Source organism: Paraperlucidibaca sp. (assembly GCF_982810325.1).
In genome coordinates, this window is sequence record NZ_CEYEMI010000036.1 from 1 (window position 1) to 18,399 (window position 18,399).

Genomic DNA, 18,399 nt, shown 5'->3' on the forward strand with positions numbered 1-18,399 from the left:
CGGATCACACATGCAATGCCCAAGAACAGCGATCAACCCGTTTTGCCGGAAAGCCGTTTAAACAGAGGATTAGCGCCGTATTAATAAGTTGTAGTTTATTCATCGCTAGGCTCGCCTGTTGAGCCGGCTTTGGCCTCTTGAGAGACACGGTAGACGGTGGTGCGACTGACCTTATAGCGCTTCATTATGTCGGCTATTGGGATGTCTCGATCTCTGAGAAGGGCGCGTATTTCACGCTTTTGCTTGTCATTAAGCGCCGGTTTTCGGCCACCCACTTTGCCTCTAGCTCGGGCGGCAGCGAGGCCAGCCAAAGTGCGTTCGCGGATCAGCGAGCGCTCAAACTCAGCGAGTGAGCTAAAGATGTGAAACATCAGCTTGCCGGTGGCTGTGCTTGTTTCGATGGACTCGTTGAGGCTTTGGAAATGCACGCCTCGCCCCTCTAACTCAGTCACGATCTCAACCAAATCCTTTAATGAGCGACCAAGCCGATCTAAGCGCCACACTGTGAGGGTGTCGCCGGGACGCAATGCTTTTAGGCATTGCGTTAGCTCTGGCCGAGCAAAACTGGCGGCGGATACCTTCTCTTCATAGATAATTTCGCAGCCACTTTGATGCAGCGCATCGAGCTGTAAATCAAGGTCTTGCTCGAATGTGCTGACTCTCGCGTATCCAATACGTTGTGACATAGGTTAGAGGCACTTTGTTTTAGATACGAGATTTGTAACATGAGAGGGGTGTTTTGGGTAGTGCGGCTGATTGAAAACGCAATGTTTCTGAAACGATGGTTAGTTAGACATGACTATAGAGCTCACATAAAGACTATGGTCTTTATATGATGCTAGTGTTTTCAAGTAGTTAGAAATTCAAAACAATGAAAAGCTGAACTTTAGAAGCTGGAGCGTGGGTAAATAATAGGGGTGGCGCGAATGACCGAAATAGAGTAATTTCAGGGCACAGAAAGAAAAAACCCCCAAAGCTGGCAGGCCTTGAGGGTTTATAGATCACTCGCGGCAACGAGCAATCTCAACAACAGAACAGTGTTGATATTACTAAAGAAGCCCGAGTTGTGCAAACAAATTGCAAAACAACTGGGCTTTTTTTATGGCGGTAAGAAAACAAAAGAGTGAAGCAAGCGCGTGGTGGCAAAGCCACGACGGCGGCGCTGCGCTCTTTCTACCGGCTAGTCACGGCCTACTCAATGGCGTGGAAGAAGTCGGCCTGATGCACGGGCTTGATGACTTTGGGAACGTGGCGCTTCTTCTTCTTGATGGATCAAATGAGAAAGACGGGCGGAAGCAGCTTAGCGTACCGGTAGCACAGCTCAATGGGGCGCTCGCCACCATTAACACGGCTGAAAACTGTTTTTACAGCATGAACCGATTTCGCGGCTGGGGCAGAAAAGCTGTCAATTTTGAAGAAGCGCCCTCCTTATTTGTTGATCTCGACTCTTACAATCTGCCGTGGGCGGCTGGGCGCAGCAAAGACGCCTTGAAGGACGCCGCGCTTTGGTTTTGCGAGGAAGCTGGGCTACCGCCGCCAAGTATTGTTAATAATTCAGGCAGAGGCATGCAGGCGAAGTGGCTGCTGGATTCGCCGGTTCGGACTGGGCGCATAGCTCAGTGGAATGAATGCCAAAAAGTGCTTGTAGGCTTGCTGGCCGAAGCAGGCGCGGATGCGCAAGCACGCGATGTTTCGCGTGTTTTGAGAATCCCCAACACGACGAACAAAAAGAATGGCGAAATCTGCCAAGTGATGCACCTTCAAGAAGATGCAGGGGTAGTCGTCAGGTACAGTTTTGAGGACATGGTTGAGCTTTTGCTGCCGAGCGGCGAGCTGATTACGGATCAACAAGAAGTCCAGGAAGTGCTTGCAGAGCACGCCAGAGCGGTAGTCCAGCCCAAGCCGAAGCGTGCGCTAGTGAAGCCCCGCGCGGCGCTAAACCTTGTCGCGCCAGACTACACAGCCCGTCAAGCATTTAAGAAAGACATACCTGAGCGGCAGCGTGGCCTACGGCGCTGTCACGCTGGGCAGCTTAGCTGGGATCGCCTAAGTGACTTGCGTCAGCTAATGAAAATGCGTGGCGGCGTAAAAGTTGGCGAGCGCATGAAAACGCTCTTTTGGCAGGTCAATTTCATGCTTTTATCAGGGCAAACATGCCCAACGCGCATGGAGTCTGAGGCCAGAGAGCTGGCGTATCAGATTGACCCTAAGTGGAACGCTGGCGCGGGTTCGCTGTGCAGCCTATTAGAACGAGCACAGGCGCATGCCAGAGGCGAAAAGGTGGTGTTTAACGGCCAGCTGACGACACCCCTTTACACGCCGAAGAACGAGAGGCTGATCAATGACTTTGCGATCAGCCTTGATGAACAACGACAGCTTAAAACGATCATCTGCGACAGCGTTAAGGCGGAGCGCAAGAAGGTGGCCAACGCTACGCGGCATGCGCTGAGTCGGGAAGAGTACCTTCTAGCGAGCCACCAGAAGCGTGAGCAGGCGATGGTGCTGCGTGCCAAGGGTATGACTCAAAAGGCCATCGCAGATGCGTTGGGTGTGTCACTGCGGAGCGTTAAAGGATGGCTTAGCAAGCCTAGAGACCAGACCCCCTGAAACCCGCATAAACACTGGGTTTTCGCAAAAGGTGCAAAGTGCGAGCGTATAGCTGTTGCATTCGCAGTGCTTTGCGTTTGATTTTGATTGGTTCTGGGTGCTGGGATTGACTCCAGACCTCAGCAAAAGAACTGACTCGGATACCTTCAATCCGCGCAAACGGCGCTCTTGAATCGACTCAATAAATTAATGCTCTTTGGTGGTTCGCCCAAAGGGCTGCTGTCTGTGAAGGTTGTGGTTGAAACGGAAACAAACTGTGAGCGCCTTTGGCGGTCATAGAGTTGTTCCGTGGTGGCCGAAGGCCATCATCCATGGCCTGAGCAGGATGCCGCTGCCCTGCCCTGAATGACAAAAGAGCCTTGAGCGGTGGCATTGCGCCACTGGCTCTAAATTTAGGCAAAAACTTGTTGGATATTTGGAGTTTGAAGCGGGTTCGGGTCTGTTAGGCCAGCGACTGGGCTAGTTGCAGCGCAAATCTGAGGCCGTAAGAGTCGCTAAACGCGCCTTTGGGTTGATTAGGGTGAGGGTTTTGCAGGGAAAGTGGCTTAAATCAGCTCTCAAGCGGTTAAATCAGGGTGAATTTGTCCGTACAACACCGGCGCAAACGTGGATCGAAAATAAATTATAAAAAAGGTTGATATTACTTGTAATAAGTAATATGTAAATTGTAATATGTAAATTACATATTATATATTACACATTACGAGGTGGGTATGGATAAGCGAGTGTCGTATGAGTCAGTCAGCGCAGCGGCTGAAAAAATTGTAGGAAGTGGCGAACGCCCAACGATTGAGCGGGTGCGGGGCATTCTTGGTGGCGGTTCCTATGGCGATATAGGGCCAATTTTTGCGAAATGGAAGAGTGGGCAAATTAAGGCATTGGCTGTTGAAGCCAGCATCCCTACCGAGGTGCAACAAGCGTTTATCGGGTGGGCAAGAAAAAGTGAGGCGCAACGCAGCGCTGAGCTGCATGCCGAGTTGGCAGACACTGCCAATGAGCTATCGCTTGTGCGTGGCGAATTGGTGGACAGCGAATTGGCAAACGAAGAAAAGGCACAGGCCATCATTGATCTAAAAGAAAGCGAGTCGAGCCTAACGACTCAGCTTGAGATTATGACTTCGGCTTGTGAGAAAGCGACCAGTGATGCACGACAAGAGCGCGAAGCAGCAGAGCATGCGCGTCAGGCATTGGCTGAAACAAACATCCGCCTTGAAAGCCTGCCAAAGCTGGAAGCTGAGTTGGCGGAAATGAAAAGCGAGATTAAGGCAGTTAATAAAGAGTTGGCGCTTGCTAACACGGCGGCTGCGCGCGATACGCAAAAGCTGGAAGCGGCTAATGCCTCGATCACCGACCTAAAAACGCGCGTAGCAGAGGCCAGCAAGGCGGCGGCTGACGGCGTGGCAACGGCGGATAAGTTGCGTGGTGTGGCGGATGCCCTGCAAGAGCGTGCGATTAAAGCGGAGGCCATGGCCACTGCTTTGGTGAAAGCAGAAGAAAAGGCGGAGAAAGATATTGAGCGCCTGCGTGCTGAGCTTGCTCAATTAAAGGCAGACAACAAGCCAGCCACTAAAGCGAAGGACTAATCATGAAAAACCAAGCTGAAATCCAACCAATGCCGAGCAATGACAAGCCCTGGGGCTTGATTAGCATTATCGGCCTCGCGCTATTTGCGCTGGGCTGGATGGTGCGCAGCATGATTGACTAAACGGAACGTAATGCCACTTAGAAGTGGGCTTACAAGCCCCTTTCGAGGGGTGCATAGACTAAATATGACAAAGCTGGCGCGTGTCAAAATGTCATTTAACGAATTGCATAGGCCAGATATGTCAAAACCAGTCACGGTCACTTGCCCACCGATTCACCGATACCAAATGGCCGCAAGGCAAGAATGGTACAAATTGGAATGCAATACCTATTAACCAATAGGTATGCGTATTGGCTAATACGTATTGAAGAAGTCAGTGTTTATGTGGGTTTGAGCATTCCCCTCCCCTATTGAAAAATCTAGGGGAGTAATGCCGTAAAACTATATGGGCTATATAGTGCATATAGCTTGCATAGGCTATATAGTATCAATAGCGTATATAGGCCATATAGACTTTGCGGAGTTTGACGATGATCATTTTAGTTGGTGGTGAAAAAGGCGGGAGTGGCAAAAGCTGTTTAGCGCAGAATCTCGCTGTTTATCTGCAAATGCGCGGTAAAGACGTGCTGTTAGTGGACTGCGATCCACAGCACACATCGTCAGACTGGGCGAAAGAGCGTGAGCAAAACGAGGCAGTAGCTGCCCTGCCCTGCGTTATTGCTAACGGCAATATCCGCGAAACCATTGCAGACTTGAAGAAGCGCTACGCGAACATCGTCATTGACTGCGGTGGCCATGACTCGGTGGCGCTTCGATCAGGCATGACCGTGGCCACGCATGCTTTATTACCATTTCGCCCCAAACGGCGGGATCTAAAGACGCTTGAAAGCGTGGCTGAGCTGGTGGAGCTGGCTTTGGCGGTGAACCCCGCACTGAAAGCCAACGCAGTCATTACCCAATGCCCGGCGATGCCGAGCCAGTTTCCACGGATCGCTGATGCGAAAGCCAGTTGTGCGAGCTTTGGGATCGAGCCACTAGATGCGGTCACAATGAATCGCAACGTGTATGACGACTCAGACGAAGATGGATCAAGCGTTTTGGAAAACGGCAACGATGCCAAGGCGGTTGCCGAACTGATGGCGATGGCTAACGAATTTTTGGAGGTTTGACATGGCACTCGGCGGATTAAAAAAGAGCGATAAAAAAGTGGTGGTTGCCGAAGTCGTGACCGGCGATGCTGATAAGCAGATAGATATTGAAGACGACATTAATAAATTCATTGAAGCTGCCCCGCTGCATACGCGCAGCGATATGGCAAAATTGAAAACCGTGGTGAAGCGAAAACCGCGAGCGAAAAACCATATCTTTTCACTGACAACCGCAGTCAGCGAAGAAATTGATACGCTCAAGCTGATGGCGACTGGCTTCCAGCCAAGCCGATCAGACGTGGTTAAAGCAGCGATTGCCTACCTTGCACGACAAGGCAAAAGCACCGTCGTTGCCGAGTTGCAGGCCATCGCCAAGCCAAACAAATAGAGCATATAGCCTATATAGGCTATATAGTATATATGGCCTATATAGAGAGGCAAAAGCTGGTTGATCATTAGGTGATGCGAGGGCTTGGTGTTGACCAGATACTTACATGATAGGATGAAATCCTAATAAGGTTATTGGAGAAGAGCATGGCTATTGGTGCGGCTGAGCGAGCAACACGGGACTTTAATAGAAACAACCGCGAGCTAAATAAAGAAGTGGTCGCAATTATTAGCCAGTTTGATGATTGCGTATTGGCAGCGCGTGCGACAGACCAGTTTTTTAGTGAAGGATGGCCGCTAAAAGCTCACCAGAAGCAGTCAGAAAAAGACAAAGAATTTAGAGGGGCAATCCAGTGCTTGATGCGCGACAAGCTTCAAGAGGCACATTGGGCGATCAATCGCTTTAAGCGAACCGTGCGGGATGGTGGCTATTACGGGGCTTCTATAACGTCAGTAACAGCTATTGCATGGCAAAAAAAAGAGGCAGACATGGTGTGGCTTAAAGAGACGGGCGCACGTTATGGCATCTTTTTAGGGAGGCAAAATGGAGTGGGAAAAGCGCTTTGAAAAGGGCTTCAAGTTCAATTTGAATAACTATGAGCCCTTGGAGTGCGAGAACGGGTGCTGGTCAAAAGGCATAACGCAGACTCGAGAGAAGGTCGATAACGGCGAACATGGTTTTGCCATTTTAGTTATTACGAACTGCGCCGACTGCGGAAACACGGCTGAAATCTTGCTGGATGGCGACTAGCTACTTTTCGTTTTTTGCACGCTCTTCAAACTCAGCTTTGGCGTAGGCGATTGACCATGCTTTGGTCAGCGCCTCGCTGATCGGCAGGCCGTCCAGTTCGTCATCCATCCACTCGTTTCCAACGGAATGATAGTCGCCGCTGAGGCTAAACAGCGAAATACCGACCGTGCCAGTGCCTCGCCTGTCCTGCACTTCAACGCCATCACCGTGTTTGGCGGCTTCTTTCGTTAGGAGACGCTGCAAAGCGTAAAATTGATCGGCTGGCATGGTGTTAAGCCTTTTTATAGAGATGGTAAGTCGTCGGCAAAGGCAACTCAATGAGTGTGCCTGTCAGGGCTAGGCTGTGAGGCCGTGGCGCTTGCGGATTGGCCTTGACCACCCGCACATCGCTATCCTGATCAACCAATACAAAGCCTACGTTGATGCGCCTCGCTGAGCTATCGCCAACGTGGCGAAGATTGCCACGGTAGGCTTTGCCGCTGGAGCGGCGAATCTGAATAGCCGAGGCTTCGGCGTACTTAAAAAGCTCAGGCGTTAAGATATTGAGGCACACCATTTCCATTTCAAAACCAGCGATTTTGCGCACCTCATGCCGAATTGACGCAGTGAATCCCGCCTCAATTAGCACTTGTTTATAGGCTTCAAGATCGTGCGGGTTCGTCAGCAATGACGAGCTGGCGTACACCGTGAAAAAGGTGGATTTTGGATCTACCGTCTGCGAGTCAAAGGCTTCGTTTTCGATAATGTTTATCTGTTCAACATGCTCGAAATACTGAGGGAAACGACTTGGAAAGCGCTTCACTTCGTCAGGGCGTGCCGCCTGATACAAGGCTTTTAGCTTCGCCAGTTCCATATCAAACTCGGCTTTGGGCATGTGGGTTTGCCCCACCCAAGAGATATGTTTTGGTGGTTCGATGCGAACTGAGTCGCCATCACTGGCGCGTTTATAGCGCGGCAAGTGATCCTCGCCGTGAGCAAACAAACAGCCTGATGAAGCGGCGATGGAATCCATAAATGCCGCTTCGGCTTTATAGAAATCATGCCATGCGCGGGACTTTTTAGGCTTCATGGGCGCTTCATCAGTTAATACAATAGATAGGATTGTATCCTAATCTACAGCTATTGGTTTTCGAGTTCTTTGAGCTTTTCAGGGGCTAAATGGTGGCCTTTATTAAATAGTTATTTGTGGGCAGACGATGGCTATCAGTAGTGTTCTAGCATCTTCCGAGCCTTGGTTTGCCGACTTGGTAAGCCAATCAATAGCCGTAGGGTGATCGGGTTTTTCAGCATAGAAAAGGCCGATAAATAGCTGGGCTTCGGCGTCAGTGGGGTTGGCGGCAACCGCTTGATTAATCCAATGGTCAGCCTGTTTGGCGTCAATGCTGATGCCAAAGCCCTTTAATAGACAGCGGGCGAGGTTAGCTTGGGCGCATGTGTGGCCTTTCAATGCCGCCTTGCGATACCACGACACAGCTTTTTCGTCATCATGCGTAAGACCGTGGCCACTGTGGTAGAGGTTGCCCAGTAGATACATGCAGTGGAGGTCGCGGGTGTTGGCATGTAGAGCGATGAATCTCTGGATGGCAACGGGATCGCCATCTGCGACAGCAGTGAGAAGTCGCGCGGCTTTGGCCCTTGCGTATGGCGGGATGATGAAGCGCTCGGCGATGACACAGAGAATGACGTAGGCTGCGCTTGCTACGAGCAGGGCGATCAATGTGAAAGAAGTCATGTGGAGCCTGCATATTTATTTGATAGGAAATTATCCTATCAAATATAAGTGGATGATTAAATCAATCGGGTTTTTGATGGCGGCGGGGTTGTCGATAGGCAAGCTTTTGGATCAAGAGGCTGGCAATCAGGAGCTTGCAGCGAGGGCAGGCTTCGCCGTTCAAAAGGGCGGCTTGGTCGCCTTGCCAACCGCATTTTCGGCAGCGCAAAGTCATGGGAGCTTCCAGCCATACGTGCCGTTGGTGCTGGAGTGCGGATAGCAAAAGCCTTTTTTAGCGATCCAGCCGGGGCGGCTGCAATCGATAATATGCCCTAGCTCGTTATCCTTGCTTAGTTGATAGGCCGCTTTTCCCTCGCGAGTATTCGCCCAAGCGGCTGCGGCTATCTCGACGCGAGCTTCCAATAAGCCACTTTGATGGCCTGCGGTATTGCCAGCGGTGAAAGCCGTGTAGCCGATGAAAACCATGCAGAGCGTTAGCCCAACGGCTGCGCTCAACATCCAACGCCAGCGCGCAGCGCCTGCGACATCCTTTGCCACTTTCTGGCTGGCTGTTGAAACTGCCTTGGCAATTTCATTGGTCGTTTCCGCTGCCAACTTTTTAATTTCAGCGGCGGCGACCTTAGTAGCGCGTTCAGCAAACTCAGCCATTGATTGATTGAGCTTCACCGGGGCGGCGTCGATCATCGAGCTGTGGGCGAGCAAAGTGGCATAAATAGACAAGAATGGATCGCTGTTATGCAGCTTTTGCGCTGCCTGAATGCGATGGATTTCCGTCATTTCATCTGGCGTGGCTTGTCGCCCAAGCCAGAGCGAAACGGTTTCAATAGCGATCATTGAGTGATCTCCGAAAATTGTTGGTGGCAGGCAAGTCGCCATCTAAAAAGCTCGCAGCGGTTTAGCAAGTGCATGGCATTGTGGGCGGCTGGCAGTGTTAAACGGCTGTTGCGAAGCTGCACAGCGCAGCGTGAAGCGAGGGCGGGGAGGTTGATTGTGTGGTGGCCTTTGGCGTCCAGTTCGCGCTTCATTTCGCTCTCATTGAACAGGTAAAACTCGTGCGCATCGCCGTAGTGAAGATTGCGAATTGGGTGACAACGAAACGTCATGACTTCGAGATATTGGCGCAAAGCCATGAGCGAATCGCGCTCCATATTGATCGGCCACAGCGTGACGAGCTGCTGATTATTGGCAATCAAAGCGGCTTCAAACGCTGCGCCGTGCTCACGGATAAAGGTGATCCCGCCTGCGGCTGAGTTAAGGATTACATCGTGGTCTTTATGCTGATTGGCAAAGGCTAGCAGGTCGCGCCAAGCGGCTTGCGAGTCCAGTGTTAAATGCAGGATTGGCGGCGGCTTCTGTGCCTTGCCAAACGCTGCGGCAAAATCTGGGTTGGCACTGTCCGTTTCGACGATGGCAAACGGTTTTTTCTGTTTACCGAGGTGATCCGCGAGCGTGAAAGCGACGAGGGTTTTACCCACGCCGCCTTTGCTACCGCCCACGTAATAAATCGTCATTAGAAATTGTCAGGCTCAGGTTCAGGAGTGAATCGGTGCGGGTATTTTTCAGCGTCAGATGGTGCGCTACGGGCTGCAAAATCATGCGCTTCTGGCTGCGCAGTATCCTGCGCAACGGGCGTTAAATCTTGGGCGGCATCTTGCTCTGCCTCTTGCGTATTCGGCGCTTCTGATGCTTCTAAAACCTGCACTTTGCTAGGTTTTTTTGTGCTTTTAGCTCTGCGCTTAGGTGTGGCTGGTAATGCGTCTTTTGGCAGGTAACGCTTCAGTACAGAGAGTGAAATATCTGCGTTCTCATTGCGTAAAACTTCTGCAATTTGTTCTAGTGAATAACCCTGTTCACGCGCTGCTTTAATGCCGTCAGCCATTTGCTCAATAAGCTGCTTTTTATTGAGCTGAATTTCTGCTGGCGATAGGGCAGGAAGCTGCATTAGCTTGCTATTTAATTGCTGCGCCATCGCTTGTGTAAAGGTGGTTGTCGTCATTATGCAAAACCCGCTTTTTATACTGTTGAAACCAGTATAGATCGTGGATTTTGCCTATTGCAAGTGGTCGTTTTGTGTGCAAGTCTCTATATTGTACGCACTTGCCCGTAGGGCTATAGCAGGATGGGGATTAGCATACAAAAACTTCGTTTTTCTATGCAATCCACGCCACATTGTTCGGCGCTTCGCTTCTTTCAATGGGGCTCAACCTGTCAAAGCTGCGCGTTGATCCTGAAAAGAGCTTCATGGAGGGGTTTCATGTTTGATCTTGGCGATCCAAATGCACTGGTGGCGAGGGCTAACCTACGGTTTACCCGCGCCGAGCATGATCGCCTTAAAGAAGAGGCCGACATGGCAGGCATGGGGCTGTCAGAATTCATACGCTCCCACATGCTGGGCAAGCGGGTGGTGGCGAACACCGACAAAGAAACGATCCGTGAGCTACGCCGAATTGGCGGGTTGCTCAAGCATCTGCATAACGAGAGCGCGGGCAACATTAAAATCGCTAGCGCCATGGGTGAATTAGAAGCAGCACTTAGAGCGCTAGCCAAATGATCGTCAAGCGCGTTAAAGCCGATAAGGTCAAAGACAAGGGCGAGCACATCGCGCACCTCATTAAGTACATCACCAACGACAAGCCCAACGCTAACGAGCTGGACTGGCGTGTAGGGCAGGTGATTACTCGGGGCTTTATGTCCACCGACTTGCCGACACAGATAGCCGAAATGCAGTGGCTTGCGGCTGAGTGTCCACGCTCTAAGAATCCGCTCAATCACTACGTCATGTCATGGCGGGAGGGAGAGCATCCCACCGATGCGCAGGCAGAGGCGGCGGTGGATATTTTCATGGATCAGCTTGGGCTAACGGGTTGCCAAGCTGTCGCGGCGCTGCACACCGACACGCACAACCGCCACTTGCACATTGCGGTGAATCGCATTGACCAAGAGACGTTCGCTGCCATCGAAATCAATAAGGGCTTTGATCGCGAAGCAGCGCATCAAGCCATTGCGCGAATCGAGCACGCACAGGGCTGGGCGCCGGAGAAAGGCGCGCGGTTTGTTGTCGGTGCCGATGGTGAACTGGTATCGACCAAAAAGCCCAAGCCAGAGGCGCAACCGTTGCCCAGTGGCGCGAATGATTTTGAGATACGCACGGGCGAGAAGTCGCATGCGCGCGCGGCCATCGAAGCCGCTGGTGACGTGTTCAAAAACGCAGCCAGTTGGGATGCGTTGCACCAAGAGCTTTATGCGCTCGGCATGAAATACGAGCGGGTTGGTAGTGGTGCAGTGATTGAGTTTCAGGGCGAGATATTAAAAGCAAGCACGGTTAGTCGTTTGGCTAGCTTTCCAAAACTTCAAAAGAAGCTGGGTAAATATGAGCCAGCAAGAGAGGGAATAAATGACTACTTCAAGCATGCCGCAAAGCCGCCTATTGGCGGGGCTCGGCCACTCAGTGGGAACAGCATGCGAGTCCTGTCCGAATGCCGTTTGGATGCTGGACGAAAAGGACAGCCTGCTGGTTTTCTGCAATTTGATGCACGTGCTTATCGACAAGAAATTGAAAGCTTGCGACGGGAATCCGCCGCCAGAGTTGGAGCCCGAGCAGGCTTTGATCGAGGCCGAGACGCCCGAACTTGGCAACCATCCAACAGTGGATCGGGACTTGGAATTTCCCGATCTGGAGCCGGAGTCGTTGCAAATGGAGCTGGAGCAAGAACTGAAAGAAATGGAAGCAGCGCTGAAAACGCAGCCATAGATGCACTGTTTGGTGAGTGGCAGCGCGACCGGCGCGAGCGGCGAGCGGCTAAAGAGGCGAAGTTGGGCATGTTGCGGAATGCCCATGAGCGTGAATTGAACTCGATCAAAGCTCGGCATCACGAAATGCGCGAGCTGCTGTTTCGGCGCCGGAGCTGGCATGGCAAGGGTGAAGCCCGCAATGCGTTCTCGGCGGCGATAAAACTGGACCACGATGCCGAGCTTAAGCTGATGCGAGAACGGCAGGCGAAGCAGCGCGAGGCGGTGCGCAAACAGTTTAAGCCGTGGGCTGATTATGAGGCGTGGCTGGACAGCCGTGGAGAGGCTGCTGTGATTGATCAGCGGCGTTACCCGCGCATTGAGCTAGTGTTTGTCATTGGTTTTGAGTACCGAGCTGCTGCGCCGGTGTCGTTGCCCGGCTATGACACGATTATTGATAAACAAAGTGTTCATTACCGACGGAAGGGCGCTGATGAAATTGCCTTTACTGATCGAGGCCATCACATCGCCATTTTCCATGCCATGGACGAGCAGGCGGTGCTCGATGCCCTGTTGGTCGCGCAAGCCAAGTGGGGCGGCGCTTTAGAAGTCACCGGCGATATTGAATTTAAGGCGCTGTGTGTGAGGCTGGCTGTTGAGAATGGCGTTGAGCTAGTTAACCCTGAGCTGCAAGCGAGTATCGAAGCGGCACGCTTGGCCTTGCCAGCGCCGATGCCACTACTTACTCAAAAAGAGGGAGCGCCAGAGCCAGTGCCAGTGCGGGTTGAGCGGAAGCCAATACCTCAAGTTGAGGTAGTGCCAGAGCAGGTTAAGGTAGTGGTGACACAGGAAGAGCTTGTTGATCAGGGTGAGGCGGCGGTTGAAGCTGAGGCCGAAGAAATAGCAGTGACAGCGGTAGAGCCAGAACCAATGGCAGTGGAAGAAGAGCCAGAGCTAGGGCTTATTGATGACAATAAGCCTAAAGTTGAGGAAGATAACGACTACGACACGCCAGGATTTTGACAAATCTTGGCATGGCTAGTCTATATAGAGCATATAGGGTATATAGCCTATATAGGATATATGACCACTTGAAAGGGTGGATTGAAGTATGCCGCCGAAAATGATTGTATTTTTGCACGTTGGATACACCACCCGACTTAGGGTGGATGCAAGCCACCATGTGAAACCGCCCGTGTAGTATTGGGTTGGATACACTGCCCGCGAGGGTGGATGGAAGTTTAACTCCATATTATTAATGGGGTAGGCCAGTTGGAAACACCACCTGAAAGGGTGGGCTAGATAGTTATTTGATAGGATAAAATCCTAGTAGTAATTGGAGGCGCTCAATGAATCTCAAGCCCATGGTCGTGGATGGAAAAGTGTTGCTGATTAGCCACTGGGAACAGTTCGCACAGGGCATGAGGATGACTATTTTCTTTGAGGATGCAGAGCCGGTGCAGGTTCTGCTGTTCAAGTATGACAAAGTCTTGATGAATGATGAGAAGCAGATAATTACTTTTGCCGACACGATGGCGTTAGAACTGACCGATAAAGAGTCTTATGAAAAAATCTGCGAGGTTGCAAAAAAGTGGGGAAGTTGAGGTTTTGATGTTTGGCAGGGGATATTCAATGAATATTGAGGAGCTTCGGGTGGCGCTTGATGCGGCGATTAAAGCAAGCGAGGAAGCATGGGCGCTCACCGGGGCGGCTGATTTAAAGAGCGCGCATTGGCAAGCGAAACTAGCCAAACTCGACGCAGAGGTTGAGCGCGCAGAGGTGGCGCTTAATGCCGAGAAAAGCCTCAACAAATGACCAAAATGAAAAAGATGTTTAAGTGGATGGCAGGTCGGAAAAAATAGCTATTAGAAGCTTGATCTGGGCAATGTGTTCGATGAGCTCGGCGCGCAGGGCATCGAGGTCATCAAGCTTGGCCTCGGCAATGAAAAGCTGGGTGTTCAAGTCCATTTATGACATCCCTTGGTGTAACTGTTACACCAAGGTTTAGACCATGAGACGCCGGTTCGCTAGTGGTGGGCTTTAATTTTGAGAGAGGGGCTATGAGCGAAAATCCGGCGGTGTACTTAGTCAGCGGAGCGGCTGATCAGAAAAGGTTTAAAGCGGATCAATTAGACATGATGCCTAGCGCCACGTCGCACATGCTTTATAGATTTCGTGAGCGGTATCTCGAAGCAGCAAGGCTTCTTGAAATAGATAACGACGTAACTAAGCGCTTATGGAAAACAAAGCTAGATGGCTACCATGGGGTGAATCGCTTAATAAAGCCCTACATGGTCTTAGCGGATCGATATTTTGATGAGCTGTATGACCCGCAAATTGACTACATTTATAACGCCGATGTCCAAAGTGATATGCAGTGGTCAAACTACTTTTACCACGAGCTTATTCCATACTTATTGAAAGAAGATATGGTCGTGAGGGGTGCGTTGCGGTCACTTCAAATTATTGAAAGTTACGATCCAGACTCTGACATGGATCATTTATGCCATGAGTTTTCAGTTATGCAGATGCCCAGTAAAGCTCAAAAACCTAAGAGTTTTTTTGCTGACCGGTGATTTGAGCTGACCACAGTTGGATAGCCTGAATAATTGCCGGTGACTGCCCAGCACCGGCGCGTGTGAGCATGACGAGCCCGGCTGTTATGGCCTGATCTTCGTTTGAAAAGATCGCTCGACTACTTTCCCCGCCTTGGTTGGTGGGGAAGCGATAGCTGAGGCTGAATAGCCACTTGCCGGTGTTAGGTGACTCAATAGCTGCCAGCGAGGCTGACAGCTTGAGGCGTGGCAGGGTTAGATCAAAGGGCATTAGAAATTTGATTGCGAATTTCGTTTGGATCGCCGCGTTCTATCGTCGCCATAACAAAAACCGCTCTACCCGCCGAAACTGCGGCCCACTGCTTTCCGATCAGGTTTTTTTCGTGGCTGTCTTTGCTTTGCTCTGGTGATCGATCCTTGCCCTTATATTCAACAACAAGAAGGCGTCCATCATCCATTAGAGCCACGAAATCCGGATAAAACTTATCTGTGGATGTCGGCAAGAAGAAAGAATTCGGGTGGCGACTTACGTTGCGCGTCCAATATTTCAGCCCTATCAAAGAGTCCAAAACTTGGGCGCACTTAACCTCTTCGCCGTCATCTTTGCCGTCAAAAGCGGGCACATCATACGTGCCCATGAAATGCTTTCTAAACTTGATATTGCCGCGATACTTCGGCACGCCAGCATACATATCATCGAAGAACTTGATGCCTTCATTAAATGAAATTTCGGCTTTGGCGCTTGGGCCGAACAAGCCTAACTGATAGGCATGTTCTCTTTGCTCTTGGCGGAATCCTTTGATTTTGTCAATCAGCTTGCGCGCCAAAATAAACTTACAACGCATGAGCTGTGACAAGGCTATGCCTCTGTCGCGAGTCAAATAGGTGACAACATCGCTAAGCCATGCAAGTAGCTCAGTTTGACCGATAAGAGGGTCACGAATTCGACTATCGAGCCAGCGAATAAGGACGGTAGGAGTCCAATCATCCACACTAATATTTAAGGAAAGCTGATCCGCACTATCCGCTATTGAGATGGTCAGCCTGTTTCCGTCCAGATCAATTTCAAAAGAGTCGGCAGTCTCAACGACGTCAAACTCCTTGGCGCTGAGTTGAGCGGAGCAATCGCTTAGGCTCCAGTCGTGATACTCCATCAAAATATCAGTGTCGGCGTAGATTAATTCGCCCTGAGCACGAGTCATTAAGCGAGGCACTATAAAGACGTCGCCGCTTTGTGCTGGTGAAACATCATCAGGATTCTCAGCTTTAAAGGTGCTTAGCTGCTCTCGTAGTGCGTCGTGTAATCGCTTGGGTGTGTGATCAAATAAGCGTATCTCTTCGGCAAGCTTTGGCACGCCCGATATTTCAATCTTGGTTATGCCGCTTTCACTGACTGAAACTGTCACCTTGCCCGGAACGGCTGCTGACATTTCTTTGCGTTCATCCTCAGTAGCATCCAACTCAACAACCAGTGTTGGGCGCTGGCGCGGCTGACGTCCAAATAAGCCGTCATCGAGTCCGGGCTGCTCTGGCTCGATATTCGCTTCGGCTTCGCTTTCATCAAAACCCATATCTACAAGCTTATCGCGCAAGGCAGTAGCGGCTTCTGAGAAGCGCCTAGAGACAAGCTTTGCATAAGACTTATTGAGTGCCATTTCCTTACGCTTTTTGGCGTAAGGCATCCTTAGAACGCGGCCTAAAAGTTGCTCAGCATCAGTGGCGCTGCTGATATTCGCTAAAGAGCAAAACACATACGCAAAGGAGCAATCCCAGCCCTCTTTTAAGGCTTCGATGGTAATGATGTATTCAATTGGGCAGTCAGGGTTGAAGAGATCGATCCCATCGAGCTCTCGCTGTTTGCCGGTGGCAACAGCAATCTTTTCCGGTGCTATGTTTTCATTGTCTATCAGGTGTTGTTTAAGCACTTCGACTGTGACTTCCTCGCCTTTCTTTTGGGCTTGGAATAGCACGATGGGTCGGATGTAACCCTCCCTATCGAGCGCTGCATAGCTCTGCAACTCAGCGCGCTTCAAAATGGCAGAGTTCACCGCACCCTGCCACGTTAACGCCTCGTCCAACACGACCGGCATTTTAATCATCTCTTCGTTTTTCAGCTCTTGAGCAGTGACTGAGTGAAGGATGTTATTGAAGCCTTTAGGGGTCGCCGTGAACTCTATTAATGCTGTTGGATTGATGCGCTCATAAATCTCTTGGCTAAGCTCAGAGCCGGCTTTATGGGCCTCATCCATGATGACTAATGGCCTGTGTAAATGAAGCACATTAGCAAAGCTAAACCGGATATTGCCGTCGCCCGTGGTGTCGCCAGTTCGCTCTAAACCGGGTGCGGATGATGGGACGGAGGTGAAGTGAGGCTCCAGCATTTCATGGTGAGCGTAGACCTTGCGACCATCCGTGTTAGAAACACGCAATGTCTGAATGGTGCCAACAACTATGCAAAGATTTGAGCGCAGATCATTCGGCGTTATTTGCGTAAAGTCACCAATATCAAACACACGAACGCGCCCCTCAAATGCCTCTTCAAGCACCTTCCGATAGGGATGGCGCGGGTTCTTTAGCGCATCTGCTGTTTGAGTCTGAATCGTACTTGTTGGTACTAACCATAGAACCAATGGGTAATCGTTTTCGATCCATGTATCTTTTGCGATGGTGATGGAATGGGCGGCGAGGATTGTCTTTCCGCCACCGGTGGGTAGCCGTAAACAGACATAAGGTACGTTCGTCAGTCCCTTAATAGGCTTATAGCCACCCTTATAGCCTTGGAGTCGCTGAGCCAAATCAGGCGTCGCTGTAAGTTGTTCAAAGGCTGCCTTGGGGCCACTAATACGGGCCTCTTTGAAAAACTCTCGCAAGGTGGTGAGTGAGGCTTTCTGATAGTCCTTTAGCTTCATTTTCGGGCCTTCACATCATACGGAGTTTGTTTAAATTCGATTTGTTCGGCTTTTAGGGACGCGTCAGAGAGCGCGGTGCGCTCGCCATAGATAATCATAGGCCCAGTGAAATCACCTTGAGCAGAGCGAATAGTGGCGAGCGTTTTACGTGTTAAGACGTTGCCGCCGGAGACGGACTTGTCGCCTAATATGCCGTTATATAGCAGCGCGTAGGCTATGCCGTCGTGTGCGCCCAATACTGGGCTGATGGGGCTTGGCGCTGGCCAAGGGCGGTTCGTTTCAGCGAGCCATATATGTGCAGCAAGAACAGGAAATCGAATATCCGGGTGAATCCGACCGTCCTCGGTAAAAATTGGGGCTCCGAGGCGATAGAAGCGAAAGCCGCCGCCGCCTTGCCAATTAAGTGCTTTTGAAACACCGCCTTGCTCTCCATCTACTACTTTTTGGAGGCGTGGAAAACAATGTGTTGCCGCATGGTCGCCCATCTCTATGCCAATGAAGCGGCGGCCCATCTTTTGCGCGACGGCTGCTGTGGTACCAGAGCCGAGGAAGCTATCGAGCACAAGGTCGCCGGGATTTGTAGCGATTTCGAGTATTCGCTCAATAAGGCGCTCCGGTTTTGGAGTGTCGAAAGCTTTTGAGTTACCAAATAGGGATTTGATTTCTTTTTTGGACTCTTGAGTATTTCCTACCTCATCTTGTGGCCACCATGTCCAGCTTTGGCGCCCAACAACTTCATTTAGATAGTTTTTTCGGCGGGGCACTCCCTTTCCATCTTTGCCGAAGTAAAAGCGTCCCTCTCTTACTTGTCGCAAAAATCCATCTTCTGTGTTTTTCCAACAAGAGCCTTCGGGCGGAAGATATTTCACGCCAGAAGGCGTGACAATTTCATACATCTGATTGGGGCGAAAACCCTGCGCGGTAAAATCACGTGAAACCCATTGTAGTGGTCAACTAATCCCGGACACAGTTTTAAGTTTTTCTTCCGCCACTGCC

22 protein-coding genes are annotated in these 18,399 nt (G+C 50.8%); 12 read left to right on the forward strand and 10 right to left on the reverse strand.

Annotation, left to right across the window (positions count from 1 at the left end; all coding sequences use genetic code 11):
* Positions 1-95: 95 nt before the first annotated feature.
* Complete coding sequence (locus AC3DKE_RS09920) at positions 96-686, reverse strand: recombinase family protein (RefSeq protein ID WP_487990587.1); 591 nt, start codon at positions 684-686, stop codon at positions 96-98.
* A 391-nt stretch (positions 687-1,077) separates the two neighbouring features.
* On the opposite strand from AC3DKE_RS09920, the gene AC3DKE_RS09925 reads away from it, so the two are divergent.
* The 6 genes from AC3DKE_RS09925 (at position 1,078) to AC3DKE_RS09950 (ending at position 6,478) form a co-directional block, all read left to right on the forward strand.
* A complete protein-coding gene (locus AC3DKE_RS09925) occupies positions 1,078-2,607 on the forward strand; it encodes a helix-turn-helix domain-containing protein (RefSeq protein ID WP_487990588.1) in 1,530 nt (509 codons plus the stop codon).
* Between the two features lie 713 nt (positions 2,608-3,320).
* The gene (locus tag AC3DKE_RS09930) at positions 3,321-4,190 is read left to right on the forward strand and encodes a DNA-binding protein (RefSeq protein ID WP_487990589.1); all 870 of its coding nucleotides are present in this window, start codon (positions 3,321-3,323) and stop codon (positions 4,188-4,190) included.
* Between the two features lie 532 nt (positions 4,191-4,722).
* Positions 4,723-5,361: an AAA family ATPase gene (locus tag AC3DKE_RS09935; protein WP_487990590.1), complete on the forward strand. Its 639-nt coding sequence runs from the start codon at positions 4,723-4,725 to the stop codon at positions 5,359-5,361.
* A 1-nt stretch (position 5,362) separates the two neighbouring features.
* On the forward strand, positions 5,363-5,728 hold the full coding sequence (locus tag AC3DKE_RS09940) for a hypothetical protein (RefSeq protein ID WP_487990591.1): 366 nt from the start codon (positions 5,363-5,365) through the stop codon (positions 5,726-5,728).
* Between the two features lie 146 nt (positions 5,729-5,874).
* A complete protein-coding gene (locus tag AC3DKE_RS09945; RefSeq protein WP_487990592.1) occupies positions 5,875-6,294 on the forward strand; it encodes a hypothetical protein in 420 nt (139 codons plus the stop codon).
* The gene (locus tag AC3DKE_RS09950; protein ID WP_487990593.1) at positions 6,272-6,478 is read left to right on the forward strand and encodes a hypothetical protein; all 207 of its coding nucleotides are present in this window, start codon (positions 6,272-6,274) and stop codon (positions 6,476-6,478) included. Before AC3DKE_RS09945 ends, AC3DKE_RS09950 begins: the two co-directional genes overlap by 23 nt.
* On the opposite strand, the gene AC3DKE_RS09955 is transcribed toward AC3DKE_RS09950, so the two are convergent.
* From AC3DKE_RS09955 to AC3DKE_RS09965, 3 genes are all read right to left on the reverse strand, one after another.
* The gene (locus tag AC3DKE_RS09955; protein ID WP_487990594.1) at positions 6,479-6,745 is read right to left on the reverse strand and encodes a hypothetical protein; all 267 of its coding nucleotides are present in this window, start codon (positions 6,743-6,745) and stop codon (positions 6,479-6,481) included.
* A 4-nt stretch (positions 6,746-6,749) separates the two neighbouring features.
* Positions 6,750-7,547, reverse strand: a complete 798-nt coding sequence (locus tag AC3DKE_RS09960) for a hypothetical protein (protein WP_487990595.1) — start codon at positions 7,545-7,547, stop codon at positions 6,750-6,752.
* Between the two features lie 102 nt (positions 7,548-7,649).
* Positions 7,650-8,210, reverse strand: a complete 561-nt coding sequence (locus tag AC3DKE_RS09965) for a tetratricopeptide repeat protein (protein ID WP_487990596.1) — start codon at positions 8,208-8,210, stop codon at positions 7,650-7,652.
* Here AC3DKE_RS09965 and AC3DKE_RS09970 point away from each other — a divergent pair.
* Positions 8,197-8,469 carry a hypothetical protein gene (locus AC3DKE_RS09970; RefSeq protein ID WP_487990597.1) on the forward strand — a complete coding sequence of 91 codons (273 nt, stop codon included), beginning with the start codon at positions 8,197-8,199 and terminating at the stop codon, positions 8,467-8,469. The genes AC3DKE_RS09965 and AC3DKE_RS09970 overlap by 14 nt on opposite strands.
* Here the strand turns inward: AC3DKE_RS09970 and AC3DKE_RS09975 are convergent.
* The 3 genes from AC3DKE_RS09975 to AC3DKE_RS09985 are packed head-to-tail and all read right to left on the reverse strand — an operon-like array spanning position 8,421 to position 10,206.
* The gene (locus AC3DKE_RS09975; protein ID WP_487990598.1) at positions 8,421-9,044 is read right to left on the reverse strand and encodes a hypothetical protein; all 624 of its coding nucleotides are present in this window, start codon (positions 9,042-9,044) and stop codon (positions 8,421-8,423) included. The genes AC3DKE_RS09970 and AC3DKE_RS09975 overlap by 49 nt on opposite strands.
* Positions 9,041-9,685 (reverse strand): hypothetical protein, encoded by a 645-nt coding sequence (locus tag AC3DKE_RS09980; protein WP_487990599.1) that lies wholly within the window; start codon positions 9,683-9,685, stop codon positions 9,041-9,043. Before AC3DKE_RS09980 ends, AC3DKE_RS09975 begins: the two co-directional genes overlap by 4 nt.
* Positions 9,686-9,720: 35 nt before the next feature.
* Positions 9,721-10,206 carry a hypothetical protein gene (locus tag AC3DKE_RS09985; protein ID WP_487990600.1) on the reverse strand — a complete coding sequence of 162 codons (486 nt, stop codon included), beginning with the start codon at positions 10,204-10,206 and terminating at the stop codon, positions 9,721-9,723.
* 258 nt (positions 10,207-10,464) lie between these two features.
* Between AC3DKE_RS09985 and AC3DKE_RS09990 the strand changes: the two genes are divergently transcribed.
* From AC3DKE_RS09990 to AC3DKE_RS10005, 4 genes are all read left to right on the forward strand, one after another.
* A complete protein-coding gene (locus AC3DKE_RS09990) occupies positions 10,465-10,761 on the forward strand; it encodes a plasmid mobilization protein (RefSeq protein WP_487990601.1) in 297 nt (98 codons plus the stop codon).
* Positions 10,758-12,962: a TraI/MobA(P) family conjugative relaxase gene (gene traI / locus AC3DKE_RS09995; RefSeq protein ID WP_487990602.1), complete on the forward strand. Its 2,205-nt coding sequence runs from the start codon at positions 10,758-10,760 to the stop codon at positions 12,960-12,962. Before AC3DKE_RS09990 ends, traI begins: the two co-directional genes overlap by 4 nt.
* A 326-nt stretch (positions 12,963-13,288) precedes the next feature.
* A complete protein-coding gene (locus AC3DKE_RS10000; protein ID WP_487990603.1) occupies positions 13,289-13,543 on the forward strand; it encodes a hypothetical protein in 255 nt (84 codons plus the stop codon).
* Positions 13,503-13,754 carry a hypothetical protein gene (locus tag AC3DKE_RS10005; RefSeq protein ID WP_487990604.1) on the forward strand — a complete coding sequence of 84 codons (252 nt, stop codon included), beginning with the start codon at positions 13,503-13,505 and terminating at the stop codon, positions 13,752-13,754. Before AC3DKE_RS10000 ends, AC3DKE_RS10005 begins: the two co-directional genes overlap by 41 nt.
* Positions 13,755-13,772: 18 nt before the next feature.
* Here AC3DKE_RS10005 and AC3DKE_RS10010 read toward each other — a convergent pair whose 3' ends face one another.
* Positions 13,773-13,907, reverse strand: coding sequence for a hypothetical protein (locus AC3DKE_RS10010; RefSeq protein ID WP_487990605.1), 135 nt, complete (start codon positions 13,905-13,907; stop codon positions 13,773-13,775).
* A 92-nt stretch (positions 13,908-13,999) separates the two neighbouring features.
* Here AC3DKE_RS10010 and AC3DKE_RS10015 point away from each other — a divergent pair, with 92 nt between their 5' ends.
* Complete coding sequence (locus tag AC3DKE_RS10015; RefSeq protein WP_487990606.1) at positions 14,000-14,515, forward strand: hypothetical protein; 516 nt, start codon at positions 14,000-14,002, stop codon at positions 14,513-14,515.
* A 239-nt stretch (positions 14,516-14,754) separates the two neighbouring features.
* On the opposite strand, the gene AC3DKE_RS10020 is transcribed toward AC3DKE_RS10015, so the two are convergent.
* Together AC3DKE_RS10020 and AC3DKE_RS10025 are read right to left on the reverse strand one after the other, a co-directional pair.
* Positions 14,755-17,403, reverse strand: a complete 2,649-nt coding sequence (locus AC3DKE_RS10020; protein ID WP_487990607.1) for a DEAD/DEAH box helicase — start codon at positions 17,401-17,403, stop codon at positions 14,755-14,757.
* Positions 17,400-18,299, reverse strand: a complete 900-nt coding sequence (locus AC3DKE_RS10025) for a DNA methyltransferase (RefSeq protein WP_487990608.1) — start codon at positions 18,297-18,299, stop codon at positions 17,400-17,402. Before AC3DKE_RS10025 ends, AC3DKE_RS10020 begins: the two co-directional genes overlap by 4 nt.
* Positions 18,300-18,399: the final 100 nt, after the last annotated feature.

Excerpts from the sequence above, each read along its gene's own strand:
- AC3DKE_RS09920 (WP_487990587.1), bottom strand. The coding sequence starts at position 686 with ATGTCACAACGTATTGGATACGCGAGAGTCAGCACATTCGAGCAAGAC.
- AC3DKE_RS09930 (WP_487990589.1), top strand. The coding sequence starts at position 3,321 with ATGGATAAGCGAGTGTCGTATGAGTCAGTCAGCGCAGCGGCTGAAAAA.
- AC3DKE_RS09935 (WP_487990590.1), top strand. The coding sequence starts at position 4,723 with ATGATCATTTTAGTTGGTGGTGAAAAAGGCGGGAGTGGCAAAAGCTGT.
- AC3DKE_RS09940 (WP_487990591.1), top strand. The coding sequence starts at position 5,363 with ATGGCACTCGGCGGATTAAAAAAGAGCGATAAAAAAGTGGTGGTTGCC.
- AC3DKE_RS09945 (WP_487990592.1), top strand. The coding sequence starts at position 5,875 with ATGGCTATTGGTGCGGCTGAGCGAGCAACACGGGACTTTAATAGAAAC.
- AC3DKE_RS09950 (WP_487990593.1), top strand. The coding sequence starts at position 6,272 with ATGGAGTGGGAAAAGCGCTTTGAAAAGGGCTTCAAGTTCAATTTGAAT.
- AC3DKE_RS09955 (WP_487990594.1), bottom strand. The coding sequence starts at position 6,745 with ATGCCAGCCGATCAATTTTACGCTTTGCAGCGTCTCCTAACGAAAGAA.
- AC3DKE_RS09960 (WP_487990595.1), bottom strand. The coding sequence starts at position 7,547 with ATGAAGCCTAAAAAGTCCCGCGCATGGCATGATTTCTATAAAGCCGAA.
- AC3DKE_RS09965 (WP_487990596.1), bottom strand. The coding sequence starts at position 8,210 with ATGACTTCTTTCACATTGATCGCCCTGCTCGTAGCAAGCGCAGCCTAC.
- AC3DKE_RS09975 (WP_487990598.1), bottom strand. The coding sequence starts at position 9,044 with ATGATCGCTATTGAAACCGTTTCGCTCTGGCTTGGGCGACAAGCCACG.
- AC3DKE_RS09985 (WP_487990600.1), bottom strand. The coding sequence starts at position 10,206 with ATGACGACAACCACCTTTACACAAGCGATGGCGCAGCAATTAAATAGC.
- AC3DKE_RS09990 (WP_487990601.1), top strand. The coding sequence starts at position 10,465 with ATGTTTGATCTTGGCGATCCAAATGCACTGGTGGCGAGGGCTAACCTA.
- traI (WP_487990602.1), top strand. The coding sequence starts at position 10,758 with ATGATCGTCAAGCGCGTTAAAGCCGATAAGGTCAAAGACAAGGGCGAG.
- AC3DKE_RS10000 (WP_487990603.1), top strand. The coding sequence starts at position 13,289 with ATGAATCTCAAGCCCATGGTCGTGGATGGAAAAGTGTTGCTGATTAGC.
- AC3DKE_RS10005 (WP_487990604.1), top strand. The coding sequence starts at position 13,503 with ATGAAAAAATCTGCGAGGTTGCAAAAAAGTGGGGAAGTTGAGGTTTTG.
- AC3DKE_RS10010 (WP_487990605.1), bottom strand. The coding sequence starts at position 13,907 with ATGGACTTGAACACCCAGCTTTTCATTGCCGAGGCCAAGCTTGATGAC.
- AC3DKE_RS10015 (WP_487990606.1), top strand. The coding sequence starts at position 14,000 with ATGAGCGAAAATCCGGCGGTGTACTTAGTCAGCGGAGCGGCTGATCAG.
- AC3DKE_RS10020 (WP_487990607.1), bottom strand. The coding sequence starts at position 17,403 with ATGAAGCTAAAGGACTATCAGAAAGCCTCACTCACCACCTTGCGAGAG.
- AC3DKE_RS10025 (WP_487990608.1), bottom strand. The coding sequence starts at position 18,299 with ATGTATGAAATTGTCACGCCTTCTGGCGTGAAATATCTTCCGCCCGAA.